Origin of the sequence: Alicyclobacillus suci (assembly GCF_017329615.1) — a bacterium.
Taxonomy (GTDB): Bacteria; Bacillota; Bacilli; order Alicyclobacillales; family Alicyclobacillaceae; genus Alicyclobacillus; species Alicyclobacillus suci.
Genome location: NZ_JAFMTW010000023.1, coordinates 12,436 through 34,598, shown reverse-complemented (window position 1 = coordinate 34,598; position 22,163 = coordinate 12,436). Strand labels below are relative to the sequence as shown.

Genomic DNA, 22,163 nt, shown 5'->3' with positions numbered 1-22,163 from the left:
TATAGAAATTGTTAAAAACCTAACATGAATAGGTGTAGTTTGTTGACTGTGTATGACCGCGTCTATATATTGTGCCTTAGTCAATTCGATGGGGGTACGTTATCCCGCGGTTCATCATTGATGAAGGAAACGGGTGGAAAATTGATGTAGGGAGAGTGTCTTTCATGGGACAACCTCACGATGAATCGGCGAACCTTGAGTTTACCGATTTTATCAAAAAACTAGCTTTTTTGATTGATCACAGTGCGAACGACGATGAGCGCGTAATGGGTGCGGAAGATTTGGTGAAAGCGCTGATTCGAGGAGCGTGTTCATGGCTGACGCCAGATAAACGACAGCCAAGAGATGACCATTACGCGCGGCATAGTTTATATCGTGATCCAAAAGACAGGTTTGAGTTACTCGCACTCGTCTGGAAGCCTGGACAAAGTACTTCGTTACATGACCACGACGGTACGTGGGGCGTCGAGGCTGTTCTGGAAGGGCAGATAGAAGTTTCGAACTATTTCATCGTGGAAGAGCATGCCGATAAAACTGTGAGATTGGCTCATACTGGAGCATTTACGATTGGTCGATTGAGCACTGGTAGACTCTTGCCGCCTGCTGACTGTCACATTCTCAAAGCACATGGAGACGAAACAACCATTACGCTTCATGTGTACGGGAAACAGCTTCGTAAATTTAAGGTGTTTGAACAATCAGAAGATAGTGATTACTATGTGGTGCGCAACCACTACGTGGATTATGTATCACCGCAGTAACACTACTTTCGCTCACGTGGCTGTTTTTCCGGTGTGTAATGGTTGTTTTGTATGGCACGACGATTCAAACAGGGTGGAGGTATGGTTTATGAATTCGGTATGGCTGGCGGATCACACCTGGCAGGAAGTTGAAGAATATATCACTAGTAAACATTCCATTATTGTACCCGTCGGTGCAACGGAGCAACATGGCCCTGCTGGACCGCTCGGGGTAGATACGTATGTCGCTATGGGGTTAGCCGAGGATGCCGCAAAGGCTACGGGCCTTTTGGTCGCACCGCCAGTTTGGTTAGGGGATTCATTTCATCACAGCGCATTTCCTGGGACCATCTGGTTGAAAAGTTCGACCATGATTGCGGTGATTACGGATATTGCACACAGTTTGGCGGAGGCCGGTTTTACTAGACAGATTTATGTGAATGGTCATAAAGGTAGCAATTTACCCTCGTTGACTTTGGCGCTGCGTGAGGTGCATGAATATCAGCATCCTGAGGCGCTGTTTGCCATTGCAGATCCGCTTCATCTCGGCAGGGCGGTGGCAGGTGAAATAAAGCAGGCGGCCGAGCATCATGGAGGCGCTTTGGAACTATCGCAGGTGATGTATCGTTATCCCAATAAAGTGCGGGAAGACAAACTGACGGATTCGTCTGTAGACCTAGAAGCTATTGGCGGCGGATATATTGCCTCCGATTTGTTTGGTCAGGGCTCAATCGTCGAGATCAGTTGGAATAGTAGAGAGGAACGCGCCTTTTCACCGTCTGGTTCGATTAGCTCGTCACACACCGCTTCCGTTGATTTGGGAAAGAGATTTCATGAAGCGATGGTCGGGGAACTTTGTCGGTTTATTCGATGGTTTGAATCGTACACGGGTCCGCTTGGTGTCGTCAGTGAAGACGAAGTTTAAGGACTTGGTAGATATACTACGAGTCACACGACTGTGGGGATGGAAGGTGAAGTAGATGGGGAGCAGCGAAGTGAGTCCTGTTTCAAACACCGGCGCGTGGACGGCGCATGTACAGCGAAAAGATTGGGCTGTCCTTGCAATCACGATGCTCTTCTGGCTCTTTGATGGCTACGAAACATATACACTCTTGGTCACTGTGAGTCCTGCGCTGAACCAGCTGTTACCTGCTTCACATCTACCGAATCTATCGCATTACTCGGCGTACCTGATATCCATCACCCTGTTTGGTTGGGCCACTGGTGGTATTCTTGGAGGCCTGCTTGGCGATAGACTTGGACGTCGCAAAACCATGATTATCGCCATTTTACTCTATGGCGTTTTCACAGGGTCCAGTGCCCTGGCACATAGCTGGGGGTTTTTGGCGATTACTCGTTTGCTGACGGGAATTGGCATTGGCGCAGAGTGGGGTGTGGGCACGTCTTTACTTCAAGAGGCTTGGCCAGCGCAGGCGCGCACGAAAGGTGCCGGATTACTCCAAGCTGGATTTTCCTTAGGCTCTCTTTTGGCTTCCGGGTTATGGATTCTTCTAGGGGGGCACTTCGGCGTATCCTGGCGAATGATGTACGTCATTGGCATTGTTCCGGCCATTCTGATTGCTGTACTCGCTCGGCGAATTCCCGAGTCAACACGATGGGCCCGGGTGAAGACAGCGGCGGATGCGGGTATTCGTTCTATCAACATGAAGTATCTATTTTGCGCAATAGGTGTATCCATCTCCATTACGTTGGGATGGTGGGCAATTTCCTCCTGGGTTCCAAGTTACGCTGCGTCGCTGGTGACAGGGACGAAACTTCAGGCTTACTACTCGGGCATGGCTGGGGTTCTGTATAATGTCGGAGAAATTTTCGGGTGCATTCTCTTTGGGTTCTTCGCAGATTCCATGGGTCGGCGATGGACAGGCGCTCTGTATTTGCTGGGGTCGCTGATCATCACGCCCATCGTCTTTCTGGTATTGCACAATGCTGTAGCGGTAGTGGTGTTGCAGTTGGCAAATGGATATTTAACAGGCGGGCTCTACAGCTGGTACACGATTCACCCACCGGAATTATTTCCCACACGCGTCAGGGCATCGGCCATTAGCACTATCTTTAATATCACTCGATATTTAGCAATGCTTGGCCCCATTTTGTCTGCATATCTCCTACAGGCGTTGGGGGGGTTTGGACCAGCCGCATCTACATTTGGTCTGATCTATGTGTTGGGCATCGCCCTCATGTTTTTCTTGCCTGAGACCAAAGGATTCCCGTTGCCGGACTGAATCTTTCATTTGTTTGTCGCTGAGAAAGGAGGGGCAGTGCATGGCGTGGTATCAACCGCAAGAATTGACTGAGGCTTTGGACATGATGGCAACGCGCGAACCCGTGATTGTTTGTGGCGGCACGGATGTATTTGTAAATTGGTTGCGGCGCAAGCAGCAGTTCCAGGGGCGGGACTGGCTCGATATTCATCGTATTCAATCTGTCCGCGAAATCCGGCGGGTTGAGGATGGATTGTTGATTGGAGCAGCCGTCAACGCAGCGGAAATTTGGCAGAGTCCCATCTGTAATGCCATCCCCAGCTTGCAGGAAGCGGCGCGCGTGGTTGGGGGATGGCAAATTCAAAATCGCGCGTCGATTGCCGGGAATGTGGCCAATGCATCGCCGGCCGCAGATATGATGGTGCCCCTGTTCGCCCTCGGCGCTCGTGTGGTTCTACAGTCCGTACAGGGTGAGCGAAGGATTCGGATTGAGGATTTTGTGCTGGGGCCTAAACAAACGTCCATCCTAAAGCACGAACTCATTACACACATCCATATTCCGGAGACTGGTCTATTTGCTCCTCAGACATTTTTGCGCCTAGATCAGCGAGGGGGTACAGACATTTCACTTGTATCGGTAGCAGTAGTCGCGAAGGTAGATAGGCAAGCCTCACACGTCAATATTGTAGTGGGCGCTGCCAGTCCGAAGCCATTCTCGGTACCTATGGCTGAAGAAATGGTACACAAGGATGCAGCATCTGATGTGATGAAACGCGTTGCCGCATTGTATGCAGCGCATGCGGCACCTATCACGGACGTTCGCGCGAGTGCTGATTACCGCAGGGCGATGGTTGGGGTGTTGGTTGAGCGGGGGCTTGGTAAAGTCTTGCTGGCGCCTCAGACGACAACGGGTTGAACAGAGATTTTCGAAAAATCGCGCTGCGCATTAAGGAGGGATTACACTATGAGAACACCTATCAGTGTTGCGATGTCCATCAGTGACAGGACGCTCCCCTTGCTCACCAATCAGGTGGAATTGAACGACGTGCAACTTTCCTTGCAAAGTACCATGGTGGAGGAGATCTTTGAGCGCCAGCTTAACGATGCACCCTATGGGATAGCTGAACTATCCTTGGCCTCGTATTTGATTGCTTTGGCAAAAGGTGAGCACCGCCTGACTGCAATTCCTGCTTTTTTATCCCGCTCGTTTCGTCATAGTTCCATCTATGTCCGCTCCGACAGCCCCTATGTCCACCCCAGCGAATTGAAGGGGAAGCGATTTGGTTTCCCGGAGTACCAGATGACAGCGGCCGTGTGGGTGCGAGGGTGCTTTCGTCACGAGTGGGGCATCAGTGCACAGGATTTGGAATGGGTAACCTATCGGCCCGAGCGGATTGCCGTGGATACACCCGCGACAAGGGGAAAGGCCAAGGATCTATTTGAAGGTCTCGTCACCGGAGAAGTCGATGCTATGATGTCGGCGCGCCGACCGCCGGAGGCGTACTTTCCAAAAACGGGGGAACCGGGATTGATTCGCCGAATTTTTGTCGATGCTTGGGCGGAAGAGCGGCGTTATTACGCGCAAACAGGTATCTTTCCCATTATGCACCTTACCTCCATCCGCAAGGATGTGCTGACGCAGGCACCGACGCTGCCCCGTGATCTCTATGATGTGCTGTGTCAATTGAAAGAGGATGCGTTGAACAATTTAGCCGAGACGGTCAAACTGGGGGCCGCTTTGCCATGGATTGTGGAATCGTTTGAGCAAGCGTACACACAATTGCACCAAGATCCGTGGTCTTATGGTGTAACACGCAATTGGCCGATGATTGAAACATTCATGCAGTATCTTATGGAAGATGGATTGCTCGACCGCATGCTCACCCGCGAAGAAGTATTTCATCCATCTGTCTTGGATACATGATGCTGGCTGATGAGGAGGGCTGCAGTCATGCAGGAACAGCACATAATCCTCAACCTTAACGGTGAGGAAAAGATGTGGGTGGGCGACCCGACGACACCTTTGGCAGATGTGATTCGCGAGCACTTCCAACTGACTGGCACCAAGGTTGGGTGTCGTACAGGTGAATGTGGCGCTTGTACCATTATTTTAGATGGCGCACCGATGAACTCGTGCATCCTGCCGGTCGCGATGGCTGAGAATTCGGTGATTCAAACCATCGAGGGACTCGCCGACGATAGGAGGTTTCAATGGCTGGTCACCGCGATGGCCGAAGAAGGAGGCGCCCAGTGCGGGTTTTGTACACCTGGCATCATGATGACATTGTGGGCGTCTTCACAAGCGTCGCATGGGGGACAACACCCGGATTACCATGCGATTTTGAAAAACAATTTGTGTCGTTGTACCGGCTACCAGAGCATTTTGGCTGCAGCGAAACGCGTGTTGGGTCGGGAGGTGAATGCGATTGAGCAGTGAAGTGACGATGGCCTCGGACTTCCCAGCAAAAATCAGTGGTAGAACCCAATACGTCGATGATTTGCACTTACCTGGTGAACTATACGGCGGTATTGTCAGAAGTCCACATCCCTATGCCAAGATTACGCGCGTTGATATTCGCGAAGCGCAGCAGGTGGCGGGGGTCAAGGCGGTCATCACAGGGGATAATGTTCCGCACCACGCCTATGGTCCGACAGTTTATAAGGATTGGAATATATTAGCCTGTGAGAAAGTCTTGTTTGTCGGTGACGAAGTGGTCGCCATTGCAGCGGATTCTCGCGATGCACTGCGGCAGGCACTCGACAAGGTCGTGGTGGAATATGAGGCGCTCGAACCGATTCTGAACCCACATGCTGCTTTGCAACCTGGGGCAGCGGTCTTGCATGAGGCTGTACCCGATAATCGGCCAGTCAAAATCGAATTTGAACGGGGCGACGTGGATAAGGCGTTTGCACAAGCGTACATCGTCCGCTCAGGCAGATACACGACCAACCGCATCTACCATGGGCATCTTGAGCCCATCGCGGTGATTGCCAATTGGGATGAGCAGGACGGGCTGACGCTTTGGGCAGGTTCCCATATCCCCTATCGCGCTCGGGAGACCTATGCGGCTGCCTTTGGTCTGCCAGAGGAAAAAGTTCGTATCAACGTCCCGCCGATTGGCGGTTCATTTGGTGCGAAATATGTGTTAAAAGTGCACGTCATCGCTGCTGCGCTCTCAATGCGGGCGGGTGCGCCAGTGCGCATCGCCTTAGATCGCTATGAAGATATGCTCACCGCGCATCCACGTGTACCGCTGGAGATTGATATTCGCATTGCTGCGGATAAGGACGGACATTTTTTGGGTAAGGACGTCGTTGTATATGGCGACGCAGGGGCCAGAATTTATTGGAGTCCAAACGTGTTGGCATCTGCTTGTACGCGGGCCGATTCCTTGTATCAATTTCACAATGTTCGAGCAAAAGGAAATTTGTGCTATACCAACAACAGTCCGACCACATGCATGCGCGGATTTGGCAACGCCGAGATGCTGTTTGCGGTGGAAAATGTCATTGATGAAATCGCGGAAGGGTTGGGCATGGATCCCGCACAATTGCGCCTGCAAAACATCGTACACAAGGGTGATACGACGATTGGCGGCTACCATCTGGATAGTTGTGAGTTAGAGGCGTGTATCCGGCAAGTGATTACCCTATCTGGTTGGGCGCGGCGGCGTGACTTTAAGAAGTATCACGGTCTTGGAATGGCGATTGGCAATCATGTGTCTGGTTATCGTGGCATTGATCCACGCTTTGATGGCTCGACTGCTGTCGCACGACTATTGGCTTCAGGGCGTGTTGAGATTGAAACAGGCGAGATTGATTTGGGTCAGGGTATGTCCGGTACGTATGCGCACATTGCAGCCCGCGTACTAGGGATTGACCCAAGTTTCATCACGGTTCAATCGGGAGATACCGGACGTTATCCGTTTGGTATTGGAACACTGGCTTCACGCAGCACCGTAATGGGCGGGAATGCGGTGAAGCAAGCCTGCGAGCGGTTGCGGAACGAACTCGCAAATTGGGTGAAACAACATTACGGTCCAACCGCCGTACTCACAGGCGGTGGTGTGGAGGTTGGGCAGGAACAGCACGCACTGGCCGAAGTTGCACGTGACTTTATTTCCTGTCACGGCGGTGATGCATTTTCGGTTAAGGAGACCTACACTCCGGCGACCGAACTGCCAGATAGAACATTGTACGGCAATCCGTCGCCATCCTATCCATTTGCTGCACACGTCGCGGAAGTCGAGGTCGACCCCGATACGTTCCGGGTAAAGGTGATTGGCTATTGGGCGGTACATGACGCGGGGATGGTGTTAAATCGACCGGCGGCCACGGGGCAAGTGGTCGGTGGAGTGGCTCAGGGAATCGGCTGGGTGACGATGGAGGATTTCAAAGTCAGCCAGGGGCAGGTACAAAATCGGTCCTTGCTTGATTATCGGATGCCAGGGAGTAGCGACGTGCCTCCGGTCACGGTGGAATTTTTGGAGACGGAAGATCCCAACGGCCCTTTCGGCGCCAAGTCGGTGGGCGAAATGGCCATTGACCCGGTACCAGGGGCGATTTCAAATGCAATTGCACACGCGTTAGGGGTGCGGGGGCACGATTTGCCGCTTGCGCCTGAACGATTGTGGCGAATTATGCAAGAACAACCGCAGGTCTGACAAAGGAGTGGATGGCATGCAGGAATTCAGTGCAGATGTGGTCGTCGTGGGTGCAGGTGCAGCCGGGCTGATGGCGGCTCGTGCCGCAAGCGATGCGGGTGCGTCGGTTATCTTGGTGGACAAAAGCATTGTCGGACGGGGTGGAGCAACCATTTTGGCTCAGATGACCGTCGCCGTGGCACTGGGGGACGCGGAGGAAGATAGCCCGGAGATTCATGCCAAAGACACGATTGAGGGCGGTCGCGGACTTTGCGCACCGGAGATTGTTGAGGCGATTGTCGAACGAGGGCCGGAAGTGATTTTAGAAGTGGAAAAATACGGTGTGCACTGGGCGAAAACCAAGGATGGGAAACATTCGCAAGTCATGGCACCTGGACATTCGCGCAAACGGTGTGTGTACGTCGATGTACTCAATACAGGGGGTGCTACATCGGCGGGGTTACGGCGTGCGACCTTTCGAGATTCGAACATTCGTAGGCTGAAAAATGTAATGATTACTCGACTGGTTAAACAGGATGAAGAAATTGTTGGCGCTGTAGGGTTCTCCATTGAGTCTCTCGAACCTGTCGCTTTGACTGCCGCACAAGTGATTATCGCAACAGGTGGTCTCACGGAAGTCTATGAGCGCAACAGCGCGACCGCGAATATGACGGGTGACGGGTTTGTGCTGGCGGCTGAAGCTGGCGCTGAATTGCGCGATATGGAAATGGTGCAATTCTTCCCGATTGCGCACCTCTACCCGCCTCTTGTGGGCTTGGATCCGATTATGTGGGATCCGTTTCGGTATAAATTGGGCGGTCGATTGCTCAACGGAGAAAATGAGGAATTTATGCACCGATATCATGGCGAGGTCGCCGGAAAGTATACGGCGGCCAGAGATCAAACGACTTTGGCGATTTTTGAAGAAGTGAAAGCCGGGCGTGGATCTCAGCACGGAGGTGCCTATCTTGACTTTCGAATGGTGCCGCAAGAGGCCCTTTACGAAGCATTTGGCCCGGTCATCGGGATTTTGAATGACAACGGGATCGATTTGCGCAAGGACCTGGTAGAAGTGGCACCGATGGCGCACTTCATGATTGGTGGAATTCTTGTCGATAGGGCGATGCAAACCTCTGTGCCAGGCCTCTTGGCATGTGGAGAAGCGATTCGCGGTATGCATGGTGCGAACCGTTTGTCTGGTAATGCTATCACGGAAGCGTTGGTGACTGGACGGATTGCGGGTGAAACGGCTGCCAAACACCGGCATGCGCGGGTACAGGCGGGCGCCGAGATGGTTCATCGCGCGGCGGTGGATGAATGGAAGCGTCTCGATGCTTTCTGGTCGCCATCGACGGTTGCAACACAAGGGATGACTGTATTGTCGTTAAGGCGGGAATTGCAGCGTGTGATGTGGGAATTTGCGGGCCCTTTGCGCACGGGGGAGCAGTTGCGCAAAGGATTGGATGAAATTCATCGGATTCAGTCTTTGTGCAAGGATTTATCCTTGCAGAAAGAAGAACGGTTTTCTCTGCAACGGGCGGAGAAGGTGGAGTTGTGGAACATGTTACAAGTCAGCGAGCTCATCGTTCGGGGGGCGGAACTGCGTCAGGAGACCAGGGGATGCCATGTTCGCTTGGACTACAACGCCACATTGGAGGAAGCGAAGAGTACTCAATTTATGCTCGATGACAAGGCAAATTACACGGTGCAATGGAGTGCGCAGGAAGGGGTCAGTAACCATGCCTGAGATCACGATGTATATTGTTCAGGGCTCACCCGACAGTGGTCCGGTGGAGCAGGAATATCAAGTTCCTTATCGGGACGGAATGAGCTTGTTGGACGCTTTACTGTGGATTCGAGAAAATCGTGATCCGACATTATCCGTCCGGTACTCGTGTCGAAGTGCGAATGCATGCAAGGAATGTTCCGCTAGCATCGACGGTAAAGTGGGTTATCTTTGCAATACGAAGGCACACGCAGGTGCTCAAGTGCACGTACGGCCAATTCCCGGACGGCAATGGATTAAGGACCTCGTGACAGAGTTGGATTAATTGCGCGATGAATGTGCGCCTGTCATTAACGGCATGGTGGTCAGAAGGGGAGTGGAGCGATGCGTGAGATACTCGAATGCTTGATGGAAGCGCGGGATTTGGGTGAATCGGTTGTGGTTGCAACCATTGTCGATGTAGAGGGTTCCGCCTACCGGCGTGAAGGCACGAAAATGGTCTTTCGCGCTTCTGGGCCAACGAGTGGCACGCTCAGCGCGGGATGCTTGGAGGAAGACCTAAGGTATCGTGCAGCCGAACTTCTGCAAGCGAATCGTGCGGCTATTCTTACGTATGATTTGTCTGTTGAGGATGATCTCTCTTGGGGCCGGGGGCCAGGATGTAATGGCGTCTTGACGGTTTTAGTCGAACCGGTACATTGGTTTGACAAAGGTTGTTCGGGTAGCTATTGGCGCACTGTGCTCGATGAGATGAACACCGGCACGTCCATCTCGACTATCCGCAAAATCGACATGTCATCCAATCGCATCTTAGACCACGCGGTTTTCAGACAAAATCATTTCGCCGTTCGCTCATTTCAACAATCCGAGCCCTTTGCAAAGACAAAGCTGCAGTTGTTTTCAGATGTTTGGCGCAGCGCGTCGGCCCAAGTCGGATCACAGCTTTATTTTCTTGACTATCTTGAACCAAAGGAACAAGTGATGATTTTTGGCGCGGGGCCGGACGTCGAGCCAGTTGTTGCACTTTTGACGAAAGTGCATTTTGATGTGACGGTGGTTGATCACCGACCGGCCAGACTCTCCTGTGCGCGGTTTCCAGACGCGAAAAGACGAATCTGCGCACGGCCAGAGAACGCAAATTCCATTTCCCTTCCCGAGGCCAGTTATGCGTTGATTATGACACACAGCTTTCAAGATGATGTCTTATGGTTAGGGCATCTGCTTCGTTTTGATTTAAGGTATCTCGGTGTTTTAGGGCCACAGATACGGACGCAGAAATTGTTCGACAGGTTGGGGATAGAAAACGCGGCGCAGCGTGCCCGTGTTCATTCGCCAATGGGTGTGAGCATTGCTGCGGAGGGACCTGAGGAGATTGCGGTTAGCGTGGTCGCACAACTAATTGCACAACGCCACGCAAATGACCGTCAACGGTGGATGTACACTGCTTGCACATCAACGATTCTTTGAACGGAGACGACAGTGATGTCCAGATTCGCGAATGGCCTTCATATCTGTGTGGCTGTGTTGGCTGCAGGACTGTCCAGGCGGATGGGGTACCCGAAACAGTTGCTTTTGTCATCTAATGGGATGCCCTTGGTCCGCTGTGTTGCTCAAACAGCGGTGGCGAGTACTGCCGATACTGTGGTTGTCGTCGTTCCACCGAAAGGCAGCGGTGTAGCGGCCACCTTGGAAGGGTTGCCCGTATGCACGCTAGAGAACCCGCTAGCGCATGCGGGTTTGAGTACATCCTTGCACGTTGCCGTGCGAGAGGCGGTGAGGGCAAACGCAGATGCAATCGTCATTCTCTTGGGGGACCAACCTGGGATAAGTTTGGATTCTATTGACGGGGTGATTGCTGCATTCGCCCGTCATGGCAAACCGTTCGTACAAGTGAAGTACCGAGATGGTTATGGGCATCCCGTGCTATTTTCGCGTAAGTTGTTTCCCGAGTTGATGAATTGCAAAGGCGACGAAGGTGGGCGACAAGTGGTTGCGCGTCACCGCGACGAGCGACTTGCAGTTCCGATGGCGAGCGTGTCGCCCCCAGATGTCGATACACCAGAGGATTATCAGATGTTTTTGAATGCATGTGCACGTAAGTAACAGGCATTTTGTACGTGCAATCGTAAACAGGGTGGCATCCATTGTGTGGACGCCACCCTGTTTGGCGCGGGCAACAGGTGCCGTGCGGTTCATGTGAATCACTGGAGCGCGGATAGACGTTTCGTATGTGTTAACGTGGGGGTTTAGCCGTAATAAACGGCACAGGTTTTCAATTGGCTGTAGAAGTCTAATGCAGCCTGTCCTTGTTCACGGCTATGCGAACTGGAGCGTTTCATGCCGCCGAATGGCGCCTGGTATTCGACGCCGGCAGATTCGAGGTTAATCCGAACCATGCCTGCTTCGGCTTCGTCAAGGAAGCGGAATCCCTGTTGGATGTCATTGGTAAAGACGGATGCGCTCAGTCCATAGACAGTCTGGTTGCAGAGAGATACGGCTTCCTCGAAGTCGGTGGCTTTCAATAGGGTGATGAGCGGGCCGAAGATTTCTTCTTGGACGAGTGCGTGACTGGACGCAACGCCCTCGACAATGGATGGTGCCACATAATAGCCACGACTCGGGTCAACCTGGAGCGCACCTTCCGCGACGATTTGTGCCTCCGTGTGGGCTAGGTCGATGAACGATTGGACTTTCTCGTACTGCGTCTTTGAGGCGACGGGCCCAAGGTAGGATTTTGGATCTAACGCAGAACCTGTATAGACGTCGGCGAGCTGGCGGCGCAGTTCGTCAATCAACGGGTTGTAGATGGACTCCTCCACGATGACGCGGCTGGTGGCCGTGCATTTTTGTCCGGCGGATCGGAAAGCGCCACTCAAAATAGCAGATGTGGCCAGTTTCAAGTCTGCATCGGCAAGGACGACCGCAGCGTTTTTGCCACCCATTTCGGTCTGATACTTGATATTTCGCTTTGCGGCGATGGATGCTACGTGCATTCCAGTTTTTGTCGATCCGGTGAAGCTAATCACATCGACGTCCACCTGTTCTACAAGCGTATTGCCCACCGTATGTCCTTCGCCGATGACCAGATTTAACACACCGTCCGGTAAACCGGCTTGTGCAAAGATTTTAGCGACATAGGTTGCAGATAGAGAAGCGATTTCTGCTGGCTTCCAGATGATGGTGTTTCCACAGATTAACGCCGGCGCAATTTTCCAGATAGGAATGGCGACAGGAAAGTTCCATGGGGTAATCAAGCCTGCGACGCCGAGTGGCACGCGCTTTGTATATTGAAGGACGCCCGATTGGCTGGCTGGAATGACACTGCCGTGTGCTCGAACGCCTTCTGCGGCGTAGTACTTGAGGAGATTGACGCCGCGCATGACTTCCCCTTTCATTTCTGAAATGGGCTTGCCCATTTCACTGCTGGCGACGTGGGCAATCTCTTCTAGGTTCTGTTCTAACAGACTTGCAGCCTTATCAAGAAACGCCGCTCGTTCACCAGGTGTGCGTCTCGCCCATTGCTGCAATGCGGTTTTTGCCGCGACGCCAGCCTCTATCATGTCTTCGTTGGACGACAGATGGACAGTACCTACCATTTCACTCGTTTCTGAGGGGTTGTAGACAGTCATTTCCCCGGCGCTTGGCGTATACCATTTACCACCAATCCAATTTTGCGATTGCATATGTTTATCCTCCTCGATGTTGTTTTTATATGAGCCTTTTCACGTCCCCGATGGAGTAGGTGCGCTCATCTTTGTCCTACGTCGCATCGTTATATCTATGTGAAGATTCATGGTGTTTTTACTTGTTCCTGCGACTTGCGCCATTGTTGATATTCAATGAGTGTGGACTCATCTGGTGGATACGTCCCGCGAATGCTGGCTCCCTGGGCTACCTTGTGCTGTAACCAGTTTTCCAACGCATCTCGCTCATACGTCTTGTGGGCGACTTCTTCTGCAACATGAATCGGAATCACCACAATGCCTTCCGAATCGCCAACGATGACATCGCCTGGTTGCACCATGACGCCGCCACATCCTATCGGAACCTGGAAGTCGACGGGATGGTGCACCACTGAACTGGTGGTTGCATGTGCGCCCCGAGCATAGGTGGGGAAATCCAACTCGCGAATCGATGGCGTGTCGCGGAGGGCCCCATCTGTGACTAAGCCTGCTACGCCTTTGTACTGCAGTCTGGTGCAGAGAATATGGCCAAATGACGCTGCACTGATATCTCCCCTTGCATCGATGACGAGGACTTCGTCTGGACCAATGGTTTCGACTGCAACGCGCTGTGGGTTCTTCCAATTGTCATATTCTACTTCCAGATCTAGATCGTCTCGTGCTGGGATATATCGGAGTGTGAAGGCGTATCCAACGAGACGGGATGCTGAACGGACCGGATGGACACCTCGCATGAATGTGTTCCGAAAACCCAACTTGAGCAACTCTGAGGTTAAACTCGCTGTCGATACTGTTTGCAACTTGTCAAAAGCCTCTGCTGATAATTTCATGTGGTAAACCTCCTCGTGGTTGAAAAGTATGGTCGAAGGGCGTCCGGAGATAATTTTGTTCCGGTATCAGTTATTCGTCGTTATCTCTAGTCACTCACCGATAATGATTTGGGTTTAGGTTTTTGAGCACTTTGCCGGTGGTTCTAAAGATGTGTTCTCGCATACGCAGTTCGGCGAGTTCCCCATTTCGGTTACAAATCGCTTCACAAATGCTGCGATGTTCATAAAAACCAAGTTCTACTTCTCCCTCGTATTGCAACGCGCGTCTACGAAAAGACCGGTCAACCGAGGTGATATTCCCTAAAATCTGAGTGAGCATTGGGTTTTCGGAAAATTGATGAATGGTTCCATGAAAACGGGTGTTCAGGGGCTCCAGTTGTTCGGTGTCACCGCCATCTACTAAGGTCTTCATGCGGCTCACAATTCCACGAAGTGTCTCAATCTGCAGGTCTGACACCTTTTCTGCTGCAAAGCGAGCTGCAAGACCCTCAAGGTTCGCACGTATCATGAAAAATTCCGATAATGTATTGGCGATGTCTGATACAAATGTCCCTTTTCGCGGGATGGTGGTGACAAATCCGATTTGTTCGAGAACCCGAAGCGCCTCTTTGATGGGTGTGGTACTGATGCCCATGATGGCGGATAGCTCACGCTCCTTCAAATGTACTCCGGGGGCTAATTCGCCGCTGATGATAGCTTCTCGAATTGTATCTACTGCAGTATCGCGAAGGGATTTCACTTTCTTCGTCGTCAACGCTTTTAATCCAATGTTGACGGAGGTTGCGGTTTCGGCCTGACGACCGTCCATCGGCTTTTCCTCCCATCTAGGTGATGTAAAAGATGCTATATCGTCTTGTACACCACAGCATTTGAATGTCTAATGCCCATCCACTGGGTGGGGCATTTCTCGGACCGCTTGTATCCGCCCGTTACCGCGCTAGCGTGTGGAAGTCGACATCGCACAGTTTGTAACTGCTTTCATCCTCGATGATGGTGGGTCTCTGTCAGTTCTTAAAAAGAATTATACATGAAACCCTCGTGTTCCTAAGTCATTTCGAACTATTGAGCAGGACCATTCTTGCGGGCGTCAATATCGCCGCTTGTTGATATCTGATATATCACATCTTAGGGGATGATCTTGGGGAAGGCAATACTTAATTTTCCTGGTGACATCCATGAGACAGGGTTTTTTAGAGTTAAACTGGATTCTCACTCTATATTCCGGGAGTTTTTGGCGTGTGGAATTTCTAGGCGGAAAAATTAGAGTTGACAATATATTTCGCCGAACACCATAATGTGATATATCATATTTCACAAATCTGTTTCCGAGATCGTGAAAGCGTATTCCTTTCATGTGTGGGAGAGATGGCGATGAGCGGTGAGACGATAGTTGAAAGTGAGGGGTGTGCAGAAGGACGGGTTTACAAGTTGGTAGGAAGTATATGAAAGCGCATTCCATCGTTGGGTGACGTTACTCCACTTGCTCAAGTCAGCAATATCCAGGGTAACGACTCGCTTTTGCAGCGCGTTTTCACGCTCACTTCCTTATCGGATGAGTACAAAGGAGGAGTATTGTGAGTAATCAAGCGATAACAACCAAGAAGAACAGGTTGGCTCTCTATATTGGTCTAGGCGGCGGTGTCGCTCTGGAATGGTACGACTGGAGTATTTACGGCCTAATGGCTACGTTTTTCGGAGCACACTTCTTTCCATCTAATAACAATATCACTTCGACGCTGGACGCATTGGCGGTGTTTGCACTGGGTTTCGTAATAAGGCCCATTTCGGGGGCGATTTTTGGTCCTGTGGCCGATAGGATTGGGCATAAGAAGGTTCTTTTGTGGTCCATTGGTGCGATGGCGTTGAGTTCGTTGGCGATGGGGATTATGCCTTCGTATAGCGAAATCGGCACATCTGCAGCCATTTTACTGACGCTGGCACGATTGGTTCAGGGCGTCTCAACAGGCATTGAAAACCCTGCGGCCAGTGCAGCACAGTTGGAGATGGGACGTCCGGGGCGCAGAGGGTTCTTTGCGGGTATCATCACTGGGTCATTCAATCAAATTGGTACGTTGTTGGCAGCGGTCGTCGCTTTTCTAGCGAGTATGGTATTTGGGAAGGAGATTATGGCAGATTGGGGTTGGCGCGTCCCCTTTATTATTGGTGGCGTAAGCGCAATCATCGTGTTGCTTGCGAGGTTGTCTCTGCCGGAGACGGGGGCGAGTGTGTCTTCCAATAAAAAACTGGAGTCCACAGCGAAGGTGTGGAGCAAGATTTGGGATCACCGACTCGGCGTATTGGCCATCATATTCGTAACCGGTGGGACGATGATTGCGAATTACTTATTTCTCACGGGATTACCTAATCTTGCAAATACGGTTTTTAAAGAGAACTCGACAAGCGTGTTCGGTCTAACTTCGGCGTTTTACGTCATTATGGTGGTTGCGGGGCCGATTGCTGGGTATTGGGCAGACAGGTTTGGGACTTCCAAAGTTTATCTGATTCTTCGCATCCTACTGGTGCCTGCGTATTTCGTCGTTCTCCTTTACTCACAACCAGGTCTAGGCAGACTTGCTGTCGTCATGCTCGGTGGAGGTTTAGTCGTAGCCTTTAATCAGACGTTGTTCCTCTATATCAATGCAACACTGATGCCGCAGGAAATTCGTACAACAGGTATTGCGATTGGGTACGGTATCGCGACAGCAGTCTTTGGCGGGACTGCTTCGTACTTGTTCATTGATGCGCAACAAGTCGGCAAGATGTGGTTGTTCCTGACCTATAGTGCAGTAGTTTGTGCCCTGAGTGTGGTAATTTACGTATGGGCTCGCCATCGCGGGGCTGTTTCAGAAGAGGAGCACGTCGTGCAACCGCTGGAGCAGGGGGCTACGATTTAATCATTCTTCGTCGGATTGAGCATGCGTTGCAGAATGAATGATGGTGCCAATTTTCACCATGCAAGGGAGATGCAGTTGATGAAATATACACAACTCGGTAACACAGGAGTGGATGTCTCGGTTCTGGGGCTGGGCGGCCATGAGTATCTTCCCGATGGGAGATCTCGAGGTTTTAACGAGGATTTACGATTGGCGACGACACCAGGGTATATTTTTGAAGGGTTTGGCGGAGAAAAGCGCCTTCAGGTGTTACAAGCGGCGTACGAACTTGGCATTAACTTCTTTGATGTAACCATGGATTCTGAGAAAGAGGCTTTAGGAAGGAATCTAAAGCAACTTCCGCCCCCGTATGAGATTTTTGTTCAAACGCGGCCTGAGGGCATGGTTTACACTTATGATGAAAACAATGTCAAGATGGCACAGCTTGAGACGTTGCGCGATGAAGCAGCCCGAATTTTAAAACTACTGAAACGAGACGCAATCGACTTTTTCAATATCGCGCCGATGAAGAGCGCCTTTGATAACGACCCGGAATATCTCGATAAGATTGGCTACAACTTGAGTGTGTTGAAACGCGAAGGGTACATTCGCTTTGCCTGCGCGGATACGTTTTCTGGGGAAGGCACGTATGTCAAGATGATTGAATCAGGTCACTTTGACGTGGTGTATATCAATTTTAACTTCGGTGACGATAAGGCATTGCACAAGGTGCTTCCGCTAGCGAAGGAAAAACGCTTAGGTGTGATTGTGAGAGAAGCCTACATGAAGGGCGAATTGTTTCAAATAGCGCAAGAAGCTGGAATTCAAGATACGTCTCTTGTGGCAGATGCCGCACTGAAATGGTGTTTATCGCATGACGTCGTCAACACCGTCATGTATGGGACGGAATCTGTCGATTATCTGCAAAATGCTGCACGCGTGCTGAGTCAAGGTACGTTGACGGACGCAGATAGGGATATTCTTAATAAAATCAGGGGGACGGAGCGATTTAAACAGTTTGAATCCAAGAAAACAGCTGAATTTCTTGGAGATTAGGGCTGTATGTACCGTGGTGTCTCTGATTTGCTCCCTCTGTCCACCGACCGTCTTTCGGAGGGTTTGCTTGGCGACACGCCAGGCGATGACCTTGTGATTGACAGGTACTTGGGCAGAGGGTGTTATTTTGTACCCTCCCATTACGTCATAGTATCTATTTACTCGCACTACCATTGATGATGAAATCTAAAAAGAGTCTGGTTGCTAACGGGACACTTTTCACACGTGGGATGGCAAGTCCGTTTTGACGTTTGATAATTTGTTTCAGATGCACAATAGAGGTGAGTGGACTGGAGATATTTTGCGCAATACGCAGGCCCATGAGCGCTACGCCCATTTGCTCCTCCACAAATCCACGAAGGATTTCCACATGGCTGCTTTCAAGGATGATGTCGGGGTGGAATCCAGCATCGTTGCAAGCCTCAATCAACCTTGACCTAAATCCTGAACTCGATTTTATCATCAGGAATTTTTCCTGATAGAGATCATGAATATCAATCGCTTGGTCGCTGTTTGCAAGTCGATGGGAAGCCGGGACGAGTGCTACGACGGTGTCTTCAACTAGTGGGTGAAAGGTTACGTCGTATTGGTCGACAAACGGGGAAGTGATAAACGACACATTGACTCTTTTTTCGTACATCCATTGGAGTAAGTCATCTGTGTTTGCCTCGTGAATTTCAACGGATATACCTGGGTACGACTGGATAAACTTAGTAATAATTCTGTTAAATCCCAGATAAGCGATTGTGGGGATGGCACCGATTGATAAATGTCCCTTGATGTAATTGGTATATTGCTGCATGGCTTCTTGCGATGTCTTGATTGCTGCGAGGATTTTTCGGGTGTGCTCCAGGAATTCCTCACCCGCAGGGCTCAGTCTGACAGATCTCGGCTCTCGGATAAATAGTTTTACCCCTAGCTCATCCTCCAGTTTTCGAATCTGATGCGATAGTGTTGATTGAGAAACGTTTATCTCCATAGACGCGGTTGAAAAACTCATACAGGTACTGACTGCTAGAAAGTATTCTAATTGATGTATCTCCACATAATTCCCCTCTTAGGTACGGTTTCTAGCGTGTCAACTGACTGCAAGGCGAATGTGTGCAATCCGCGTAATGATGCCTTTCTTTGAGTATACAGGTACTAGGTTGCAATGCACAGATGTTCTCACGTCTGGATTGTAGTTCTTTCGTGGATGGCTTCGAAGACATCGATTTTATCGATATATGGTATGGCTAATTTGGATTGCAAATAACAAGGCGATTTCATACCGTTAGTTCAAGGACAGCACATGCGCATTGGACAACACGATTTGTGAAGGGATGTTTTCATGGGAGGACAACAGCACTTAGACAAACAGCAAAGTTTCACGCGCGTCGTGACCCGAGAGGCGTCCATCAGACAGGATGTCCGTGCTGACATTTGCGTTGTGGGATCCGGCATCTCGGGTGTATCCGCAGCGGTGGAGGCAGCAAGGCTAGGCCTTCGCGTGGTGTTAGTTGATGGATTTCCGGCACTAGGTGGGCAGGCGGTTCATTCTATCATTGGGACTTTTTGCGGACTCTTTCATCACGGCGAACATCGTTACCAGTTTACACACGGCATCGCCGACGATATTTTGAGTGATCTTGGCAAGGCTGGTGCTCTACATTATCGACACGGGCCTTCCTACACGACCGTGATGTACGACGAGATCGCATTGTCTCGATGGATAGAACGAACAGTCTTTGAAAGCGGAATCAAGCCGATTGTTGGGGCAATTTTATTGGACGTCAAAGTAGCCGAGAGACGCGTGCATTGTATTGATCTCGCCACACGTTACGGGACGGTTCGGGTCACCGCGAACGCCTTTGTCGATGCGACCGGTGATGCAGCTTTGGCATGGCTCGCTGGATTACCTTGTCGGGAGCCTGCGAACGGTCGGATATACGGTAGTCAGATGCTTGTTGTCGAGCGGATTAATCAGGCGAGTGTGCCAGACAGGGATGCGATTGCGCAGCGGGTTCGCGAGAGAGGTGCAGTGTACGGTCTAGTACGAAAAGAGGGATTTGCGTTCGTGTTCCCAGAGCGCGGCGTGGCGTTAGTCAACTTAACGCATGTGGAGACTCCGCTAGATGCGATTGACGCGACACAGCGTGGTCTGGAGGGCAAAAACCAAGCGGATGTGGCGTTTGACTTTTTAAAGAAAGAATTTCCGGATGCCTTTGGGCAGGCTCGAATCCGTTCATACGGCTTCCCAGGTATTCGGCAGACACGGTGGATTGTCGGTACGCATCATCTCACTGTGGATGAGGTGCGCGCTGGAACGCGTTTTGCCGATGCAGTTGCCCGTACGGCTTGGCCTATCGAACTTCATAACCACGTGGAAGGACACATTTGGGAGACATTCGACGATGACCATGTACATTACGTACCGTTTCGAAGTATGTTACCGCCGGATACAGACAATTTGTTGGCGGTGGGGCGCTGTATTGATGGAGATGCTGCAGCACTGTCGAGTGTGCGGGTGATGGGGCCGTGTATCGCGATGGGGGCGGCAGCGGCACATGCCATCGAGCTCGTGGGTACCGGGAGCCTTCACGATATCGATTATGAAGCCCTTCAACGCCGATTGTACGACAATGTGTCCCGTGTGGATTGAGGAGGAAGAGTATGGTGTCTAGACAATTACGCAGCAATTTTGAACGTGGAAGTTCGCCGTGGACTATGCGGCGCACACAGTGGCGGGCCATGGGCATTTCCGAGGAGGATATGGAGAAACCCAAAATTGCTATCGTGAATTCATCTTCTGACCTAGCTATCTGTTTTCATCACTTGGACGGCATTGTCAGCAAGATGAAAGATGCGATTCGTGCCGCGGGAGGATTGCCGTTTGAAATTCGCACGGCAGCGCCAAGTGATTTTATCACCAGCGCTGGGCACAAAGGGGGCTATATTCTCGCTGCCCGAGACTTAATCGTCAATGATATTGAGGTGGCCGTTGAAGGAGCGCTATTGGACGGAATGGTTTGTTTGGCTTCATGTGATAAGACTGCACCAGCTCACCTAATGGCTGCGGGTAGGTTGAATATTCCGACACTTATTGTCGCTTGTGGATATCAGCCGAGTGGCCAATTTTGCGGACACCCCTGTGATATCGAGGATGTTTTCTTACAAGCGGGGCACTATCGAGCGGGGAATCTTACGCTATCTGAATTGCGGGAGATGAGTGATACCGCAGTGCGTGGCCCTGGGGTATGCCCAGGCATGGGAACTGCGAACTCGATGCACATGGTCTGCGAAGCGCTGGGGATGGCCCTGCCTGGTAGTACCCCGGTATTGGCCAATAGCGACAAAATGTGGAGTGTTGTGGAAGAGGCCGGACAGCGAATTGTCGAAATGGTGTGGGAAAATATTTTGCCGCGCGACATTCTAACCCGCGACGCGTTTGAAAACGCTATCAAAATGATTTTGAGTGTCAGCGGATCGATTAACACCGTCAAGCACTTGCAAGCTGTCGCAGTGGAGGCAACGTGTGATGTGGATGTTTATGGCATGTTTCAAGAATTCGCTGGCAAGGTGCCATTGCTAACGGCTGTGCGACCGAATGGCGATAGAACCATTGAAGAACTGGAGCAGGCCGGGGGAACACGCGCGGTGATGAAACAGTTGCAACAATTCATGCAGCTTGCCGCGAAGACCATTACCGGGCAGACAGTGGGCGAAGTATTGAGGGATATCCAAGTGGAAGATGAAGAGGTGATTCGACCGGTCGGACGCGCGTTTGGCTGGCGGCCTACCATCGTGTTAATCAAGGGGTCGTTAGCCCCATCATACGGAATCGTGAAGTTGGCGGTCGAGGATGACAGGGTCACGCAGTTTACGGGCCCAGCTGTGGTCTATGAAAGCCGTGAGGAAGCGATTGCTGGTGTCGACAAAGGTGAAATAAAGCCTGGTGCGGTCGTGGTTCTCAGAGGGCTTGGGCCGAAAGGAACGCCAGGTATGGGCACCGCATCTGCTCTGATATTTGCGCTAGATGGCGCTGGTTTAGGGGACAAGGTGGCCGTCGTCACAGATGGGCAATTATCCGGACTGGTCAATCGAGGTTTGGTTGTGGGGGAAATTTCTCCGGAAGCCGCTGAAGGTGGCCCACTGGCATTTGTGCGCAACGGTGATGTGATTTCCATTGATGTTGAAAGCCGCGAAGTGAATTTCCAGGTCACTGAAGCTGAACTTTTGGAACGACAGGCACATATGGCGGTGGAAACTGGGGCGCGGGGAGAACGTGGTTGGTTGGCAATCTATCGAAATCTCGTCAGTCCCTTGCCGGAAGGGGCGACATTAAAACGGTGATCCGTCCCTGAAGTTCTATGGTCAACTTTGGTTGAAGATTCAAATTGTTCAAATCATA

19 protein-coding genes are annotated in these 22,163 nt (G+C 51.2%); 15 read left to right on the top strand and 4 right to left on the bottom strand.

The annotated features are described in order from the left end of the window. Window positions 1–164: 164 nt before the first annotated feature. The 11 genes from J3482_RS12200 (at window position 165) to J3482_RS12150 (ending at window position 11,434) form a co-directional block, all read left to right on the top strand. Window positions 165–761 carry a cysteine dioxygenase family protein gene (locus J3482_RS12200; protein ID WP_146823867.1) on the top strand — a complete coding sequence of 199 codons (597 nt, stop codon included), beginning with the start codon at window positions 165–167 and terminating at the stop codon, window positions 759–761. 88 nt (window positions 762–849) lie between these two features. Further along, window positions 850–1,665, top strand: coding sequence for a creatininase family protein (locus J3482_RS12195; RefSeq protein WP_146823866.1), 816 nt, complete (start codon window positions 850–852; stop codon window positions 1,663–1,665). A gap of 55 nt (window positions 1,666–1,720) precedes the next feature. Further along, complete coding sequence (locus J3482_RS12190; protein WP_146823865.1) at window positions 1,721–2,983, top strand: MFS transporter; 1,263 nt, start codon at window positions 1,721–1,723, stop codon at window positions 2,981–2,983. Between the two features lie 40 nt (window positions 2,984–3,023). Beyond that, window positions 3,024–3,878, top strand: coding sequence for an FAD binding domain-containing protein (locus J3482_RS12185; protein ID WP_206922472.1), 855 nt, complete (start codon window positions 3,024–3,026; stop codon window positions 3,876–3,878). 48 nt (window positions 3,879–3,926) lie between these two features. Further along, the gene (locus J3482_RS12180; RefSeq protein ID WP_146823863.1) at window positions 3,927–4,886 is read left to right on the top strand and encodes a substrate-binding domain-containing protein; all 960 of its coding nucleotides are present in this window, start codon (window positions 3,927–3,929) and stop codon (window positions 4,884–4,886) included. Between the two features lie 27 nt (window positions 4,887–4,913). Beyond that, complete coding sequence (locus J3482_RS12175; RefSeq protein ID WP_223204210.1) at window positions 4,914–5,399, top strand: (2Fe-2S)-binding protein; 486 nt, start codon at window positions 4,914–4,916, stop codon at window positions 5,397–5,399. Continuing rightward, on the top strand, window positions 5,389–7,626 hold the full coding sequence (locus tag J3482_RS12170) for a xanthine dehydrogenase family protein molybdopterin-binding subunit (protein WP_206922471.1): 2,238 nt from the start codon (window positions 5,389–5,391) through the stop codon (window positions 7,624–7,626). The genes J3482_RS12175 and J3482_RS12170 overlap by 11 nt, the downstream gene beginning before the upstream one ends. Before the next feature lie 16 nt (window positions 7,627–7,642). Beyond that, window positions 7,643–9,352, top strand: a complete 1,710-nt coding sequence (locus J3482_RS12165) for an FAD-binding protein (RefSeq protein WP_146823860.1) — start codon at window positions 7,643–7,645, stop codon at window positions 9,350–9,352. Then, complete coding sequence (locus tag J3482_RS12160) at window positions 9,345–9,656, top strand: 2Fe-2S iron-sulfur cluster-binding protein (protein WP_146823859.1); 312 nt, start codon at window positions 9,345–9,347, stop codon at window positions 9,654–9,656. The genes J3482_RS12165 and J3482_RS12160 overlap by 8 nt, the downstream gene beginning before the upstream one ends. 59 nt (window positions 9,657–9,715) lie before the next feature. Then, complete coding sequence (locus J3482_RS12155) at window positions 9,716–10,798, top strand: XdhC family protein (RefSeq protein WP_206922470.1); 1,083 nt, start codon at window positions 9,716–9,718, stop codon at window positions 10,796–10,798. Between the two features lie 15 nt (window positions 10,799–10,813). Then, window positions 10,814–11,434 carry a nucleotidyltransferase family protein gene (locus tag J3482_RS12150; RefSeq protein WP_146823857.1) on the top strand — a complete coding sequence of 207 codons (621 nt, stop codon included), beginning with the start codon at window positions 10,814–10,816 and terminating at the stop codon, window positions 11,432–11,434. Between the two features lie 143 nt (window positions 11,435–11,577). Here the strand turns inward: J3482_RS12150 and J3482_RS12145 are convergent, their stop codons facing one another. From J3482_RS12145 to J3482_RS12135, 3 genes are all read right to left on the bottom strand, one after another. Then, the gene (locus tag J3482_RS12145; RefSeq protein WP_146823856.1) at window positions 11,578–13,014 is read right to left on the bottom strand and encodes an aldehyde dehydrogenase family protein; all 1,437 of its coding nucleotides are present in this window, start codon (window positions 13,012–13,014) and stop codon (window positions 11,578–11,580) included. A gap of 107 nt (window positions 13,015–13,121) precedes the next feature. Beyond that, window positions 13,122–13,844 carry a ribonuclease activity regulator RraA gene (locus J3482_RS12140; RefSeq protein WP_146823855.1) on the bottom strand — a complete coding sequence of 241 codons (723 nt, stop codon included), beginning with the start codon at window positions 13,842–13,844 and terminating at the stop codon, window positions 13,122–13,124. Window positions 13,845–13,938: 94 nt separating this feature from the next. Further along, complete coding sequence (locus J3482_RS12135; RefSeq protein ID WP_206916584.1) at window positions 13,939–14,652, bottom strand: GntR family transcriptional regulator; 714 nt, start codon at window positions 14,650–14,652, stop codon at window positions 13,939–13,941. Window positions 14,653–15,418: 766 nt separating this feature from the next. Here J3482_RS12135 and J3482_RS12130 point away from each other — a divergent pair. Continuing rightward, the gene (locus tag J3482_RS12130; protein ID WP_206916585.1) at window positions 15,419–16,738 is read left to right on the top strand and encodes an MFS transporter; all 1,320 of its coding nucleotides are present in this window, start codon (window positions 15,419–15,421) and stop codon (window positions 16,736–16,738) included. A 78-nt stretch (window positions 16,739–16,816) separates the two neighbouring features. Then, the gene (locus J3482_RS12125) at window positions 16,817–17,773 is read left to right on the top strand and encodes an aldo/keto reductase (protein ID WP_206916586.1); all 957 of its coding nucleotides are present in this window, start codon (window positions 16,817–16,819) and stop codon (window positions 17,771–17,773) included. A gap of 154 nt (window positions 17,774–17,927) precedes the next feature. Here J3482_RS12125 and J3482_RS12120 read toward each other — a convergent pair whose 3' ends face one another. After that, the gene (locus J3482_RS12120) at window positions 17,928–18,818 is read right to left on the bottom strand and encodes a LysR family transcriptional regulator (RefSeq protein WP_146823853.1); all 891 of its coding nucleotides are present in this window, start codon (window positions 18,816–18,818) and stop codon (window positions 17,928–17,930) included. A 285-nt stretch (window positions 18,819–19,103) separates the two neighbouring features. Here J3482_RS12120 and J3482_RS12115 point away from each other — a divergent pair, with 285 nt between their 5' ends. Together J3482_RS12115 and ilvD are read left to right on the top strand one after the other, a co-directional pair. After that, entirely contained in the window at window positions 19,104–20,414 is a 1,311-nt protein-coding gene (locus J3482_RS12115; RefSeq protein ID WP_206922469.1) for an FAD-dependent oxidoreductase, read from the top strand. A 14-nt stretch (window positions 20,415–20,428) separates the two neighbouring features. Further along, complete coding sequence (gene ilvD, locus J3482_RS12110; protein WP_206916596.1) at window positions 20,429–22,105, top strand: dihydroxy-acid dehydratase; 1,677 nt, start codon at window positions 20,429–20,431, stop codon at window positions 22,103–22,105. Window positions 22,106–22,163: the final 58 nt, after the last annotated feature.

What these genes read in the sequence shown, in the direction of transcription:
- J3482_RS12160 (WP_146823859.1), top strand. Translation starts at nt 9,345, where the DNA reads ATGCCTGAGATCACGATGTATATTGTTCAGGGCTCACCCGACAGTGGT.
- J3482_RS12165 (WP_146823860.1), top strand. Translation starts at nt 7,643, where the DNA reads ATGCAGGAATTCAGTGCAGATGTGGTCGTCGTGGGTGCAGGTGCAGCC.
- J3482_RS12125 (WP_206916586.1), top strand. Translation starts at nt 16,817, where the DNA reads ATGAAATATACACAACTCGGTAACACAGGAGTGGATGTCTCGGTTCTG.
- J3482_RS12135 (WP_206916584.1), bottom strand. Translation starts at nt 14,652, where the DNA reads ATGGACGGTCGTCAGGCCGAAACCGCAACCTCCGTCAACATTGGATTA.
- J3482_RS12150 (WP_146823857.1), top strand. Translation starts at nt 10,814, where the DNA reads ATGTCCAGATTCGCGAATGGCCTTCATATCTGTGTGGCTGTGTTGGCT.
- J3482_RS12140 (WP_146823855.1), bottom strand. Translation starts at nt 13,844, where the DNA reads ATGAAATTATCAGCAGAGGCTTTTGACAAGTTGCAAACAGTATCGACA.
- J3482_RS12200 (WP_146823867.1), top strand. Translation starts at nt 165, where the DNA reads ATGGGACAACCTCACGATGAATCGGCGAACCTTGAGTTTACCGATTTT.
- J3482_RS12190 (WP_146823865.1), top strand. Translation starts at nt 1,721, where the DNA reads ATGGGGAGCAGCGAAGTGAGTCCTGTTTCAAACACCGGCGCGTGGACG.
- J3482_RS12115 (WP_206922469.1), top strand. Translation starts at nt 19,104, where the DNA reads ATGGGAGGACAACAGCACTTAGACAAACAGCAAAGTTTCACGCGCGTC.
- J3482_RS12185 (WP_206922472.1), top strand. Translation starts at nt 3,024, where the DNA reads ATGGCGTGGTATCAACCGCAAGAATTGACTGAGGCTTTGGACATGATG.
- J3482_RS12175 (WP_223204210.1), top strand. Translation starts at nt 4,914, where the DNA reads ATGCAGGAACAGCACATAATCCTCAACCTTAACGGTGAGGAAAAGATG.
- J3482_RS12180 (WP_146823863.1), top strand. Translation starts at nt 3,927, where the DNA reads ATGAGAACACCTATCAGTGTTGCGATGTCCATCAGTGACAGGACGCTC.
- J3482_RS12145 (WP_146823856.1), bottom strand. Translation starts at nt 13,014, where the DNA reads ATGCAATCGCAAAATTGGATTGGTGGTAAATGGTATACGCCAAGCGCC.
- J3482_RS12195 (WP_146823866.1), top strand. Translation starts at nt 850, where the DNA reads ATGAATTCGGTATGGCTGGCGGATCACACCTGGCAGGAAGTTGAAGAA.
- J3482_RS12155 (WP_206922470.1), top strand. Translation starts at nt 9,716, where the DNA reads ATGCGTGAGATACTCGAATGCTTGATGGAAGCGCGGGATTTGGGTGAA.